General features: G+C 54.1%; 12 protein-coding genes. 10 read left to right on the top strand and 2 right to left on the bottom strand.

Annotated features, from left to right (window positions below; all coding sequences use genetic code 11):
• Nucleotides 1–110: 110 nt before the first annotated feature.
• The 3 genes from A3850_RS15530 to A3850_RS15540 all read left to right on the top strand — a co-directional run bounded on the left by A3850_RS15530 (nucleotide 111) and on the right by A3850_RS15540 (nucleotide 4,999).
• Nucleotides 111–1,376 (top strand): hypothetical protein, encoded by a 1,266-nt coding sequence (locus tag A3850_RS15530; RefSeq protein ID WP_068218484.1) that lies wholly within the window; start codon nucleotides 111–113, stop codon nucleotides 1,374–1,376.
• A 124-nt stretch (nucleotides 1,377–1,500) separates the two neighbouring features.
• Nucleotides 1,501–3,384 carry a Fe-S protein assembly chaperone HscA gene (gene hscA / locus A3850_RS15535; protein ID WP_068218488.1) on the top strand — a complete coding sequence of 628 codons (1,884 nt, stop codon included), beginning with the start codon at nucleotides 1,501–1,503 and terminating at the stop codon, nucleotides 3,382–3,384.
• A gap of 97 nt (nucleotides 3,385–3,481) precedes the next feature.
• Nucleotides 3,482–4,999: a right-handed parallel beta-helix repeat-containing protein gene (locus A3850_RS15540; protein WP_068218490.1), complete on the top strand. Its 1,518-nt coding sequence runs from the start codon at nucleotides 3,482–3,484 to the stop codon at nucleotides 4,997–4,999.
• A gap of 29 nt (nucleotides 5,000–5,028) precedes the next feature.
• Here the strand turns inward: A3850_RS15540 and A3850_RS15545 are convergent, their stop codons facing one another.
• Nucleotides 5,029–5,808, bottom strand: a complete 780-nt coding sequence (locus tag A3850_RS15545; protein ID WP_068218493.1) for an ABC transporter ATP-binding protein — start codon at nucleotides 5,806–5,808, stop codon at nucleotides 5,029–5,031.
• Nucleotides 5,809–5,820: 12 nt separating this feature from the next.
• Complete coding sequence (locus A3850_RS15550; RefSeq protein WP_068218496.1) at nucleotides 5,821–6,567, bottom strand: ABC transporter permease; 747 nt, start codon at nucleotides 6,565–6,567, stop codon at nucleotides 5,821–5,823.
• 171 nt (nucleotides 6,568–6,738) lie between these two features.
• Between A3850_RS15550 and A3850_RS15555 the strand changes: the two genes are divergently transcribed.
• The 7 genes from A3850_RS15555 to A3850_RS15580 all read left to right on the top strand — a co-directional run bounded on the left by A3850_RS15555 (nucleotide 6,739) and on the right by A3850_RS15580 (nucleotide 14,593).
• Nucleotides 6,739–7,140: a transposase gene (locus A3850_RS15555; RefSeq protein ID WP_068214175.1), complete on the top strand. Its 402-nt coding sequence runs from the start codon at nucleotides 6,739–6,741 to the stop codon at nucleotides 7,138–7,140.
• Complete coding sequence (locus tag A3850_RS15560) at nucleotides 7,137–8,123, top strand: IS3 family transposase (protein ID WP_068218499.1); 987 nt, start codon at nucleotides 7,137–7,139, stop codon at nucleotides 8,121–8,123. Before A3850_RS15555 ends, A3850_RS15560 begins: the two co-directional genes overlap by 4 nt.
• A gap of 220 nt (nucleotides 8,124–8,343) precedes the next feature.
• Nucleotides 8,344–10,353, top strand: a complete 2,010-nt coding sequence (locus tag A3850_RS15565) for a cellulase family glycosylhydrolase (RefSeq protein WP_068218503.1) — start codon at nucleotides 8,344–8,346, stop codon at nucleotides 10,351–10,353.
• Nucleotides 10,354–10,737: 384 nt separating this feature from the next.
• Nucleotides 10,738–11,292: a single-stranded DNA-binding protein gene (gene ssb, locus A3850_RS15570; RefSeq protein WP_068218505.1), complete on the top strand. Its 555-nt coding sequence runs from the start codon at nucleotides 10,738–10,740 to the stop codon at nucleotides 11,290–11,292.
• Between the two features lie 198 nt (nucleotides 11,293–11,490).
• Entirely contained in the window at nucleotides 11,491–11,631 is a 141-nt protein-coding gene (locus A3850_RS20335; RefSeq protein ID WP_197494075.1) for a hypothetical protein, read from the top strand.
• Nucleotides 11,628–13,373, top strand: a complete 1,746-nt coding sequence (locus A3850_RS15575) for a sodium:solute symporter (RefSeq protein WP_068218508.1) — start codon at nucleotides 11,628–11,630, stop codon at nucleotides 13,371–13,373. Before A3850_RS20335 ends, A3850_RS15575 begins: the two co-directional genes overlap by 4 nt.
• Nucleotides 13,374–13,378: 5 nt before the next feature.
• Entirely contained in the window at nucleotides 13,379–14,593 is a 1,215-nt protein-coding gene (locus A3850_RS15580; RefSeq protein WP_068218511.1) for an RsmB/NOP family class I SAM-dependent RNA methyltransferase, read from the top strand.
• Nucleotides 14,594–14,612: the final 19 nt, after the last annotated feature.

The following is a 14,612-nucleotide window of genomic DNA, read 5'->3' on the forward strand; positions in this document are numbered from 1 at the left end:
GGAATCTTTCCGTGAGTGCTTTGTTATGTTTCAGAACAATGGTTTTCCGTGTTTTCATAACTAGTTTGTTGTAACTTGCACATCGAATTTGAGCTGCATTTTTAGCAAACATGAACGGCAACACCTTAGCTATCTGGGATTTTGAGACGCTCCACGATGCCGTGATGGAGGTGGAATTTGGGTCCGAATGGTATCGCAAATACCCAGGGATCAAGCAGCCTGATGTTGTTAAGGTAGAGAAGCTGTACCGCTCTCTAGAGCACACCTACGAAACTAATTGGCACGATGTTCTGGCGGACTGGCAGTACTTCCACGCTTACCGTGAAGAATTGCTGAGCACACCTATCCGCCCCGTACAAACCTTTAGCCACGAGAAGGGCATGAAGCGGCTTGCCCGGTACAGTGCCTCTCTATTTGACCGGGAACCTTTCGTAAAGGGTTTGTCTAACCTTATTGTAGTTGGGATTACGGATGATCTTATCCCTCTCGTACAGCGAGCGAACGACGCCGGGCTACGGGTGATCGGGATAGGAGCACCTAATCAACCCTGCACTGATTGCGAACCGCTGTGCGAAGAATTTTTCTGGTACGATGATGCGGTATCCGGTATGCAGGCCAAAGTCAAATCGGCGACCGAACAGCAATCCATTGACACCTTGGCCAAAGCCATGTTCAACTTGGCGAACCGGTCCGGCAAAGAGTGGATCCAGCGCGTACACATCAAACCTGCCATGGTGGCCGTCGACCCAGACTTTGACGAAAAGTTATATGGTTACGCTAGCTTCAGTGCTTTTCTCGATGACCATCCGAACGTATTAAGCCACCGCCACCACTACGATCGGGATGAGCCGGAGTACAAACTCAAGGCAAAATTCCGTCAGCTAGCCAACGCTCAACTTTTACCCGAGGAAAAGGCACAACGAAAAACCATTGCAGCCTACTCCCGACTGGCCGCCGAGCAGGGCCTGCGCCTTCCAGCACCCAATACACTTTGGGTTGGCCTGGAGGTATACGCTAACCTCCTGGCCAACAAGCAAGGATTCCGCAACTTCTCAGAACTGGACGAAGAATGTCACCGGCTTCTGGTAAAAGAGTTACCCTACGCTACCCTGACCGACAGCAAAAAAATCCGGCAAGTCCTATTTAAGTGCTTTCTCTTCAGCCCAGGTACGGGAGATCGAATCGGTTTCAGAGAAGAGGTAAAGACCGTGCAAGACATTGAGACGCTTTATTTTGATCTCATCATCGACCGGATCGTGGCGAATACACCTGAACCCGTCGACTACGATGCACTGAGTATCGCCGTTACGGGTAATGCTGATCAGGCCGATAGACTAGCGGCCCGCTCTACCTACCACCAACAACTGGACAAATAGAAAACACGCTGCGGTGTGCAGATTCAGCGATCCAGCTTCTTTCTTTTTGGTAAGAGATAGAAGACCTGCTGGTCAACTCTCGTACCCCTAACTTGTTTCACCGCCTGACCCCTAAACAAGTTACATGGCCAAGTACAGCATCGATCTGCAGGTAGGTAAAGTGAAAGAATCAGAAGCCTCTTCCACTATCGGCGAAACCATCGTCGGGATTGACCTGGGCACCACCAACAGCTTGGTCGCCATCGTCAAAGATGGCATTGCCCAGGCAGTAGCGGGGCCCGATAACAAAAACGTACTCGTCCCTTCTCTAATCCATTTTGCGGAAGACGGTAGTGTTTTGGTAGGTGACGAAGCCCGACCATTTCTGACGACCCACCCGGAGCGGACGATCTATTCCGTCAAACGACTACTGGGGAAAAGCTACGGCGACCTCTCCACGTTTGAGGATCGCTTCGGTTACCGGATAATCGATGAGAACGAGGACCGGCTGGTCAAGATCGCCGTCCCGACGGCAGACGGTAAGGACGATCGGTACTACAGCCCCGTCGAACTCAGCGCCCAGATCCTCAAGACGTTGAAAGCACGCATTGAGCAGGAGTTGGGCACCCCCGTCAGCCGGGCCGTCATTACCGTACCGGCTTACTTCAACGATTCCCAACGTCAGGCTACCCGGGATGCCGGCAAGTTGGCCGGGCTGGACGTGCTACGGATCGTCAACGAACCTACTGCCAGCAGCCTGGCCTACGGGATTGGACTCAAGGATGAGGACGAAGGACAAACCATCGCCGTGTACGACTTAGGCGGTGGCACCTTTGATGTCTCCATCCTCCGGATTGAACAGGGCATCTTTGAAGTAATGGCCACCAATGGCGATACCTTCCTGGGCGGCGACGATTTTGACCAAGCTATCGTCGACTACTTGACGGAGACCTATTCCCTGAACTTGGCATCCCCCGGCTTGCGTGGGTCCATTCGTTTGCTGGCTGAACGGGCGAAAAAGGCGTTGAGCACCCAGAACAGTTATTCGGAGGATTTCCACGGAACTTCCCTCACCATCGATCGCATTACCGTCGATTCTTTGTTTGAGCCCCTCATCGCCCGTACCCTGGCATCCTGCGGCAGCGCCCTCAAGGACGCGGAGCTGGAAAAAGCGGACATTGATCACGTGATCATGGTTGGCGGATCGACGCGCGTACCAGCCGTGCAAAGGGCCGTAACGGAATTCTTTGGCAAGGCAGTAAATAATACGCTCGACCCAGACCAAGTAGTAGCTCTTGGCGCAGCCATCCAGGCGGACGTGCTGGCGGGTAACCAGAAGGACGTGTTGTTGCTGGACATCACCCCACTCTCCCTTGGCATCGAGACCGTGGGTGGACTGATGGACCCAATTATCGCCCGCAACAGCAAAGTCCCTACCCGAGTGGGCCGCAAGTACACTACCTCGGTGGACGGACAAAAGAACCTCAAAGTTGCCGTTTACCAAGGTGAACGTGACCTCGTGGCGGACAACCGAAAATTAGGAGAATTCGTACTGAGCGATATCCCTCCGATGGCCGCCGGCATCCCCCAAATCGAGATTCAATTCTACCTGGATGCGGACGGTATTCTACGGGTGAAGGCCATGGAACACCGGAGCGGCCAGAGCCAGACCGTGACGATCAAAAGCCAGTACGGCATCACCGAAGAGGAAATGGCGGAGATGCTGATTGACAGCATCACCAACGCGGAAACGGACGTGGCCCAACGCGCGCTGGTCGAAGCACGCAACGAAGCGACGAACGTCCTACTCAGCGCCAGAAAATTCCTCAAGCAAAACGAGAGTTGGCTCACCGAAGAGCAAGTAGCGGCGATCACCGGTTACAACGACCGGCTCGAAGCGGCGGTGAAAGGCGACGATAAGGACGCAATCAATGGCCGGCTGCAAGAACTGAATGACTACACTACCCCTCTCGCACACGAAGCGTTGGACCGCAACGTAGCCGCCGCGATCCGCGACGAACAAGTGTAGCCCTACGGACGGGCTCATCCCAAATAATAGGTGAAGGGCGCGAATTGGTGCATCTTTGCGTTGACATTTGGAACGCCCCACGCTAACGCCCTACCCTATGCACCTACTGGCCCGCTTGCTCGCTCTGGTCCTTTTTGGCACCGTGCTTTTTCTGAGCAGTTGTGACACCGAAACGGAATTCCTGACCGGCGACGAAGTGGAACTTCGCTTCAGTACGGACACCCTGACCTTTGATACCGTTTTCACCGACCGGGGCAGTGCCACCCGTATCATGCAGGTGTACAATGACGCAGATGACCCGGTGAAGATCGACCGAATCAGCGTGGAAGGAAATGAAGGTGTCACTTACCGATTCAACGTGGATGGCTTCAGCGGCCCCGTAGCCGAGGAGGTGATTATTTGGGGTGGCGACAGCATTTTCGTTTTCGTCGAAGTCTTCGTGGACCCGACCGCACCGACCGCCGTAAGTCCCTTCATCGCGGAGGACCGATTGGTTTTCCTGACCGGCAACAGCCGCAGTGACGTGGAACTCATCGCCTTTGGGCAAAATGCCTTTTACATTAATGAGTTCCGCCGTGGACGCCTCGGCGTACTGAACTGTGACGCGGGAGAGATTACGCTGCCGAATGACCTACCCGTAGTCATCTACGGATCCCTGGCCGTGGACGACTGCAAACTCATCGTACAAGCCGGTACGGAAATCTACGTACACGGTGGCGTACAGCGGGATACGGATGAGATCTTTACCCGTAACGGCGGCTTCTTCAACGACGGCTTAATTTTAGTTACGGAAACGGCTTCCATCGAAATGCGCGGCACGGCGGACAACCCGATCAGCGTAAGCACTGACCGTCTCGAACCGGAATTTCGGACGGACCCGGCAAAATATCAGGGCTTGATCATCCGGCCGGGTAGCCGGGGGAACATCATTCGCCACACCAGCCTACTCAATTCGATTACGGGGGTGCTGCTGGACAGCCTCTCAGAGGTCCTCATTGAGAATACGACGATTGCTTACACGGGCGGCCCGGCCATTTCGGCTTACCAGTCGGACGTCACCGTACGCAATACCCTGATCCACAGCAATTTTAACAACGCCGTTCAATTCGTGAAGGGTGGATCACTGACGATGGACCACGTTACGATTGCTAATTACGGGGTAGACGCTAGCGCGCTGGTGCTGACCAACTTCACTTGTGATGAGGAAACGGATCTCTGCATTGCCGCCCCGATGGTTACGCGCATCCGTAACTCTATCATCGCGGGTAGCCGGGAGTCAGAAATGCGCCTGCTTGATATTTTTGAGGGGGGCGAGTTGGGCGCTTTCGACATTGAAGTGGCCAATACGGTATTGCGGACGGGAGATGACTTCTTACGCTCCCAAGACGGATTATTCGCCAACTTCTACGACGTGCTGTGTGAGAATTGCGTCAATACGGTCTTCGACGATGCGCTGTTCCTTAATATTGGCCAGGATGACTACCGTTTGGACTCGCTCAGTGTGGCCCGTAACTTGGGTGCCTTCTTACCAGCACTTCCCGTGGACCTTGAAGGTGTGGAGCGGGAGCCAGGAGGTACGGACGCCGGTGCGCTACAGTTTGTACCCGAGGGCTAAACACGTTTCTTCAAGTAGGGATATACACACTACCCGTCAGTGGCGTGGCGCTGCTTCAGCGCATCCTCCCGTAAACGACGGAGGAACGGGCTGGCGAAAATGAAGTCCTCCAGCGTTTCGTTTTCGCTTTCTAAGACTTGGGATTTATCTCCGCGCCAGGCGACGCTACCGTTTTTGAGGAGCAGGATGTTGTCGCCGATCCCCATCACCGAGTTCATGTCGTGGGTATTGATGACGGTAGTGATGTTGTGGGTGTTGGTCAGATCGCAGATCAGCTCATCCACCAGAATGGAGGTCTGGGGATCAAGCCCGGAATTGGGCTCGTCACAGAAGAAGTAATCCGGTTCCAGTACGAGGGCACGGGCGATGCCCACCCGTTTCTGCATTCCGCCGGACACCTCGCTTGGGTAGCGTTCGTTGATGCCTTCCATGTTGACCATTTCGAGGCATTCGTCGACGCGCATCTGCTTTTCCTTCAGCGTTTTGCGGGTGAACATGTCCATGGGGAACCGAATGTTTTCGCCGACCGTCATGGAATCAAAGAGTGCATTGCCCTGGAAGAGCATACCGACGTTCATGCGGATGTTCCGCAGCTGTTTAGCGTTGAGGCTGAAGATGTCCGTATCGCCGTAGAAGACGGAACCCTCGGATGGTTCGAAGAGACCAATTAGCAATTTCAGCAGCACCGTTTTGCCCGCGCCCGAGAGCCCGATGATCAGGTTGGGTTTGCCGGCGTAGAATTCGGTATCGATGCCCTTCAACACGTGGTTTTCACCAAAGGACTTGTGGAGTTTGACCGTACGGATCATGGTGGCTTCGGCTTAGGTGAGGAGGAGGGCAATGATGAAATCGAATAGAAGAATCAGGACGTTCGAAACGACCACGGCGCTGGTGCTCGCTTCCCCCAATTCAATGCTTCCGCCCTTTACGTAGTAGCCGTAGTAGCAGCTGACGGAAGTGATCAGGAAGGCAAAAGCCCCCGCCTTTACGAACATGATGCGAACGTACTTTGGCTCGAAAAACGAGCGCAAGCCCAGTACGTATTCCGTGTGAGATAGGCTCCCCGGTAGCACCGTAGCGAGGTATCCCCCAATAATACTTACGAAAGCACTGATGGCAACCAGCAGGGGAATCATCACTACGGCGGCAATGATCTTGGGCATCACCAGGTAGGCGGCGGTGTTGACGCCCATAATCTCCATAGCGTCGATGTGTTCTTTCTGGCGCATTCCCCCAATCTCTGCAGCGAGGTTGGATCCTACCTTTCCAGCGAGTACGAGGCAGGTGATCGTTGGTGCCATCTCGATGATGGTGATGTCGCGCACGATGTAACCTATATAGTAGGACGGGATAAAGCTATCCCCCAGCTGATCGGCGAACTGTACGGCCGTCACCATGCCGATAAATACCGAGATCAACAGTACGATGAAAAGAGAACCAACCCCGATGGCATCCATTTGGCGCATCGTTTCCCGGTAGTACATCGAAAACCGCTCGGGCTTGGCGATGGCGGACTTCAGCAGCAAGAAATACTTACCAAGGTGTTCAAGAAAAGAAGTTACAAACATGCTGTGAGTCTACGCGCTGGAAAAAGGCCGTCTGATTCCGGCTGGGTTACGGGGTAGAACGTGATGATCAGCGCATAGGTTTTAGTGGAGGCAAAGAGGACTTTAGATTTTGGAAATTAGATCTTAGAGGGGCTTGTCCTAAACCAAATACGTTGACACCAATGCATCGAAATGTCAACAAAAAATCGGAAGATCCGTCCCACCAAGCGCTACGGCGAGTGCTTCAAACGAGCCCGCGTCAAAGATTTTGAGGAGGGCACCTTTAGTGTCAAGCAAATGGTCCAGCTTTACGGCGTATCTTATCAAACGATCTACAACTGGATCGCTAAATACAGTAGCATGGCCAAGAAGAATGCCGTTATCGTCGAAGTCCCCAATAGTCAAACTGCTAAGCTTGCAGAACTGCAACGTCAGCTCGCCGAACAGCAAGCCCTCCTCGGTCGGATGGCCATTCAACTTGACCACAAAACGAGAATGCTGGCCATTTACGAAGAGGAGATGCCGGAGTTCAAAAAAAAAGCTGCTTCCACACTGCGCTCAGCCGACTCTTCGAGCAAAAAGAAGAGCCAATGACGAAGCAAACGATCTATTTAGCCTTGGGCGTTAGTCGACAAGCTCACGCTGCTTTTTGGAAGCGCCGAGCTAAGTACGAGGATGCCATGAACGGAGCTGAGTCTCAGTTAAACCTGTTGCGCAGAGAACACCCCGGCCTGGGCCTACAGAAAGCCTGGAGTATGCTACGGCCGCGGCATATCTCGCGCAACGCATTCTGCCGTGAGATGACCCGGCGTGGCTATGCCCTAGTCCGTAAACGCAACTACGTGCGGGTAACCCGATCGGGGTCCTATCGCTATCCTAATTTAATTAAAGAACTGATTATCAATGGGGTTAACCAAGTATGGCAGAGCGATACGACGTACTATCGCATCAACAATAGCTTTTACTACATCACCTTCATCATTGACGTTTATAGCCGTCAGATCGTAGGTGTCCATACGAGTAAACACCTACTGGCAACGGCAAACATCGCTGCCTTGGAAAGCGCTTTTCGCCAGTGTGGTCAGTCAGATCTACAGGGTCTCATCTTCCACAGCGATGGTGGTTCGCAGTATCGTAGTCGTCAGTTCGTCGAACGACTGCGTAGCAGAGGCATCTCAAGTAGTATGTGCGACGTAGCGCTGGACAATGCTTACGCTGAACGCCTCAACGGTGTGATCAAACAAGAGTACCTCGACCACTGGCAACCCAAAGACTTTGACCAGCTAAAGCGCCTGGTAAACAGAGCCGTGAAGCACTATAATACCAAACGGATCCACGGAAGGTTGCCGTTGCGAAGCAGTCCCAAAGCCTTTGTGGCCGGCTGGCGATCGGATCAGCCAGGCTACCGCTATGCGCTCTTGATCAAGGACGGCCAGGGGGTGAATGAAGACCTGTGCCCAACCGTCGTGAAGTATTTACCCACGCCCGGCAAGTATGCCCGTGAGGGGCGTGGGCAAATACTCCCCGCCGGTGTCAAGTACCTAACTGAGGAAAAATTTAAAAACCGTCGTGCGTAATGGCGCGACTTCATTATTAATCTGTCAACGCTATTTGGTTAGGCACAGCTATCTAAAATCTAATTTCTGAAATCTAACATCTTACATGGGCGCTGCCGCAGGTGCGAGGCAATGGGAACCGTAGCAATCGTAATACTGTGTACAGACGACACAAATTAACCGCCATTACATTCCACAGAGGTTGTCCGTGCGCTTACCTTTGGCCAAAACCAACATTAACATGCGCTTTAGCTTAACGACACTATTAATCCTTTTTCTCTGCACCTGCGGCAGCGCCCAGGTAACACCGGCCGAAGCGCTGGAAGGAATGGGCCGGGGCATCAATCTCGGGAATACCCTGGAACCACCGCAGGAAGGTGGGTGGAATAACGGCCCCGCCCAGGAATCCTACTTCGACCGTTACGTAGAAGCCGGCTTCACCAACGTCCGTATCCCCGTCCGGTGGGACGAGCACACGAGTCGCTCCGCACCCTACGCCATCAACGAAGCGTGGATGGACCGGGTAGAACAAGTAGTCGATTGGGCGCTGGAACGCGACCTCTGGGTGACGCTAAATGGCCACCACGAAGACTGGCTGAAGAACGGATACGCTAACCCTAATCTCCGCGCTCGCTACGACAGTATTTGGGTACAGATCATCGATCGGTTCCAGGACAAGGATGAAAAACTGCTCTACGAGATCATCAATGAACCGAATGGTATGTCAGTCGCGCAAGTCGATGACCTGAACGCTCGTATTCTGGGAATCATCCGCGAGGTAGAGCCTACCCGGATTGTCATCTACGGCGGCAACGTCTACGCCAACTCCGCCGAGCTTTTTGCCGCGGCCATTCCGCAGGATGATTACATCATGGGTTACTTTCACTCCTACGATCCGTGGCCCTTTGCCGGACAGGCACAGCGCGGTTGGGGTTCGGTGGCCGATTACGAAAACATGGAACGCCAACTCGGTGGCGCCGCCGCCTGGGCCGACGTGAATAACGTAGCCGTGACCATCAGCGAATTCGGAGCGATCCACGAAAACGACTACAACGACCGGATGCGTTACTACGCCGCTTACGTCGATGCCGTGCAACGCCACGGCTTCAGCTGGTCGGTGTGGGACGATGGTGGAATGTTTGGCGTCCTCAACCGGGGCGCGGGTACGTGGCCACCGGAAAAGGATATCCTTGTTCACTACTACCCGGACTCTCCCCATCGTGTCGACGTGCAGGTAGAAAACGAAGCGGGATCAACGGGCCCGGTTGCCAAAGTCACCTGGGAGAATCGCCGCCAGGACAATGATGCCATCATCATGGAGCGCAGCGTAAACGGCGGGCCTTTTGAGCAAGTCGCAACGCTGGCTTCCGACGCCGAACTTTACGAAGATGCCACGGTGGAAATCGGCCGCTCCTACGCTTACCGGATGTACACCCATCGCCCCGACGGTACCCTGCTCCACGGATACCCACAGCGCGCAAGCATTACGAGCAACGTGCAACTTCCGTTTAACGGAACGCCACTCGCCATTCCGGGAACCATTGACACGAAAGACTACGACCTCGGCGGTCAGGGGCTCGCTTACAACGATCAGGAAGACAGCAATATCCCGGGTGGTTTCCGTCCGGCTGAAGGTGTTGACCTGGAGCCGAATGGCAAGGGTGGCTTCCACATCGGTTACGTCAACCAGGGAGAATGGGTTGAATACACAGTGGACGTCGCTACAGCCGGCACCTACGAAGTGACGGCCTCCGTGGCCAGCGAACAGAGTGGTGGCGCCTTCACGGTTGGCTTCCCGGATGACAACTCCATCAGCTTCCCCAACATCTCCGCAACGGGTGGATGGACGACGCACACTACCATCGCCTCCCAGGGTACGCTCACCCTCGCGGCCGGCGAACAGGTCTTCCGCATCAGTATTACCGGTGCAGCTCCAGTAAATATCGATGAGCTGACCTTCACCCTGCAGTCCACTTCCACTACGGAAGTGGTGGCCGGTCACGGTACGGACCTCTACCCCAACCCGGTCGGCGCTGAACTTCGCTTCACCCTACCGAAAGGCCAGGGTGGCCAGGTGGACGCCAGCGGTACCGTAAGTGTTTACAATGCAGCGGGTGAACGCGTCCGTGAGGTCCAGGCCGCGGGCAATACGCTCGACATTGATGTTGCCGACCTTAGCGCGGGCAGCTACGTGCTGCGTTACGTTACGGATGCGCGGACTACCGTTTACCGTTTCGTGAAGCAAAAGTGATACACAATCTATTTAGCTGCTCGTAAAATTTTACCTGCGGCCTCATCATCCTTAAGAGGAGATCTTCCAAGTGGAAGGTCTCCTCTTTTTTTTATAAAAATCCTTCAAAACAACCTCAGAAGCACGCACAAACCTAACTTACTGCAAATCAATATTTTACAATTTTAACAACCGTTTTTATACGCATTTATTCATTTACATACGCATTTAATCGCAAGTATATGTTTAAAAAACGAATGTAGGGATCCGGTGCTCCCACCTTTGCATAGTCACCGATAGAAAGGGAAGCATAACCGCTACTCTTCCTGAATGGCGACGCATTCATCACTCCCGGGCTTCCGCACCCAACAACCTTACTGGCGGGGGCTCACAAATCATTCTTTTATGTCTATTCGCAACAACGTATCCCTCATTGGTAACCTCGGCGCCGCTCCTAACGTAACGACGACAGCCAGTGGGACCAACATTACCGACTTCTCCCTGGCTACCAACGAGTACTTCCGAGATCGGGAAGGCAATCGCCAAACCCGCACCATGTGGCACCGGGTGAAGGCCTTCGGCAAGACTGCCGAAATACTGGGGCAGTACCTCCAATCCGGTAGCCAGGTGGCCATCGAAGGTCGGATCAACTACAGCAAGTGGGTCGATAAGCACGACCAGGTCCGGGTCAGCACTGAAATCATCGTGGAGGACTTCACCTTCCTGAGCGCTGCCCAACCGCAGCAGGCTACCGGTGCGGAACAAGTGGCCGCTACCGTTGAGCCAACTACTCCGGCTTCGGTGGCGGCCGAGCCCACGGCAGCTTACGGTGATAACCCCGCTACGAAGGCTACCAAGCCGAAGCGCCGGGCTAACGCGAAGAAGGCGGTCAGCAAAAAAGCTACCGAAGCACGGGTACCGCTAACTACGCTGATCGATAGCGACGAACTTCCGTTCTAAGGCCGGGAGACAACTTACAATTACAGCAGACTTTATTGAGGCTACGGAAATGTCCGTAGCCTCTTTTTTTAACCCTAGACCTACAGCCGTGACTGCTGCACTTGGCTATCTAAGGCAATGACCGTTAACCAACTGTTGACGTGCTGCACAAGGTTGTTTCCCCCTCAATCCGCTACCATTGTTAGTACCTTGCCGGCCATGATTTTTGAACAACCTGAAAGTGAGGCCAACGAAGCCCCTCCCCTCCTGGGAAGTTGGCGGAGAATGTACGTGGCAGTTCTCGTAGCCCACCTTGCCCTCGTCGTGTTTTTCTACCTTTTCAGCACCAGCTACGCATGAGTACTATTGACTGGCTGGTAATGACCGGCACCCTGGCGGCCATCGTGATCTACGGGGTGATGCAGACACGTTCTGTCAACAACGTAAAGAGTTACCTACTTGGTGATCGGGACCTTAAATGGTGGACGATCGGCCTGTCGGTCATGGCTACCCAGGCCAGTGCCATCACGTTTTTGAGCACGCCGGGCCAAGCGTACAATAGCGGATTGGGTTTTGCTCAATTCTACTTCGGTCTGCCGCTGGCGATGGTCATCCTGTGTGCCTTTGTGCTGCCGATTTACTACCGGCTAAAGGTGTACACGGCCTACGAATATCTGGAGGGTAGGTTTGACCTGAAGGTGAGGTCGCTTACGGCCATACTCTTCCTCATTCAGCGCGGTTTGGCGGCGGGGATCACCATTTATGCGCCGGCCATTATTCTTTCCTCTATCCTGGGTTGGTCGCTCAACCTGACCATTTTCCTCATTGGGATTGTGGTGATCTTTTACACCGTATTGGGTGGGACGAAAGCAGTATCCGTCACCCAGCGGCAGCAAATGATCATCATTTTGCTCGGCATGGTGGCCGCCGGCTTCGTGGTCGTCAACAAATTACCCGAGGGGATTGGCATGGGTGACGCCCTTAACATTGCGGGCAATCTGGGTAAACTGGAAGTGATCGACTTCAAATTCGATCTGAACGATCGCTACAACATTTGGTCCGCCATGCTCGGGGGCACCTTCCTCTTCCTAAGCTACTTCGGTACGGACCAGAGCCAGGTCCAACGCTACCTCTCCGGCAAGAGCCTGACGGAAAGTCGTTTGGGGCTACTGTTCAATGGCTTGCTAAAAGTCCCAATGCAGTTCCTCATCCTTTTCATTGGAGTGATGGTCTTCGTGTTCTTCCTCTTCGTAGCTCCACCGGTGCACTTCAATACGGCGAATCTTGATAAAGTTAGGGACTCGGAATACGCAACGGAATTAGCTGAACTACAGGAACGCAATGCAGCCATCGCTGACGAAACCGGCGGGGCAGCTATGGAACTAGCTCAGGCTCTCCGCCAGGAAAACGAAGCGCAGATTCAGACGGCGACGGCTAACCTGCAAACTGCCGTAGCCAGCCGCGCGGCGCTCTCCGACCGGGTGGACGAATTGATCGAACTAGAAGCCGCCGGGCGAGGCTCGGATACGATCACGGAGGATCGGGACTACGTCTTCATCACCTTCATCATTAACTACCTACCTATCGGCTTAGTAGGATTATTACTAGCCGTCATCTTTAGCGCTGCTATGTCCAGCACTAGTTCAGAACTAAACGCGTTGGCAACGACTACGATGGTTGACCTATATCGACGGACGCTCGTACCCGACAAAACGGACGCCCACTATTTGATGATGAGTAAGGTGCTGACCGTTGGCTGGGGCTGCGTGGCCCTCCTGTTTGCCACATCCGCCAACCTGTTTGACAACCTGATTCAAGCGGTCAACATCATCGGATCGCTGTTCTACGGGGTGATCCTGGGCGTTTTCGCGGTGGCCTTTTTCTTCAAGCGCGTCGGTGCCCGGGCGGTTTTGAACGCGGCTATTATCGTGCAGGCCCTCGTGACGGTGACTTTCTTCCTTTCTTACTTTGAATACATCGACCTCGCCTACCTGTGGTTAAATCTAATTGGCTGCGTCCTGACCATTCTCCTGGCCACCCTGTTTGAGGGAGCAGGCCTAAAGAACAAGGATAACATCGACGATTCTGTCCTCCCTAAGTAGAGACCATGACGACCAGACTTTACCCCGCCCACCTCGAAGCCATTGCGCAGGCCTTGCAAGCCATCTTTTTGGAGGGCGCCTACGCCGACCGGGAAATCTCAAAAGTGCTGAAGGCGGATAAGCGCCGGGGCAGTAAGGACCGTGCCTTCATCGCCGAGCAAACCTACGGGGTGGTCCGCCATTACCGCATGCTGCGGCACGTCAGCGAGGTAGATCAGCCAAAAACCCGCGAAGATTTCTGGCGGCTCATCGGTACCTGGCTGATAATGCAGGGCATTGACCTACCCAACTGGAAGGAATTTGGGGATCTCTCCGCAGAAGTAGTCCAAAAGCGCAAACTAGCACTTGAAGGTCAACGGCCAGTGCTAGAATCCATTCCGGATTGGCTCGACGAATTAGGCCAACAGCAACTAGGTGACGTCTGGCCAGCTACCCTCTCTGCCCTTAATGAACAGGCACCCGTCGTCCTCCGGGCCAACCGACTCAAAACTGAGCCGGAAACTTTAATTAAGCTACTTAGGGAAGAGCAAATTGGTACGGAACACATCGGTGCCGACGGCCTCCTAGTCACGGAACGCCGAAACTTGTTCGTCACCAAAGCTTTCAAAAATGGCCTCTTTGAAGTGCAGGACTTTAGCAGCCAGCAGGCCGCTCCCGCCCTGGAAGTCGAGCCCGGCTATACCGTTATCGATGCCTGCGCCGGAGCCGGCGGCAAGAGCTTGCACCTCGCTGCGCTGATGGAAAACCGCGGTAAACTACTGAGCTTGGACATCCACGGGTGGAAACTCAACGAACTCAAGAAAAGGGCGCGCCGCAACGGCGTCAATAATCTGGAAACGCGGGCCATCACCTCCACCAAAGTCATTAAGCGACTTACCGGGCGGGCGGATCGCTTGTTGTTGGACGTCCCCTGTTCCGGCCTCGGCGTCCTGCGGCGAAATCCTGATGCCAAATGGAAGCTCAGCCCTGAATTTATTGACCGGGTCATTACCGAGCAGGCGGATATTTTAGCCCGCTACAGCCGCATGGTAAAAGACGGCGGTAAGATGGTGTACGCCACGTGCAGCATCCTCCCACGGGAGAATGACGATCAGGTAACCAAATTCCTCGCCTCGGAGGCAGGTACGGGGTGGGCGCTGGTTCGTAAGCACACCTACTTACCGCAGGTGGAAGGTTACGATGGCTTCTTCGTGTCACAGTTGCAAAAGGGGAAATCCTAACCAATCGGAAGGCACCTAT

The organism is Lewinella sp. 4G2 (genome assembly GCF_001625015.1).
In the GTDB taxonomy this organism is placed as follows: domain Bacteria; phylum Bacteroidota; class Bacteroidia; order Chitinophagales; family Saprospiraceae; genus Neolewinella.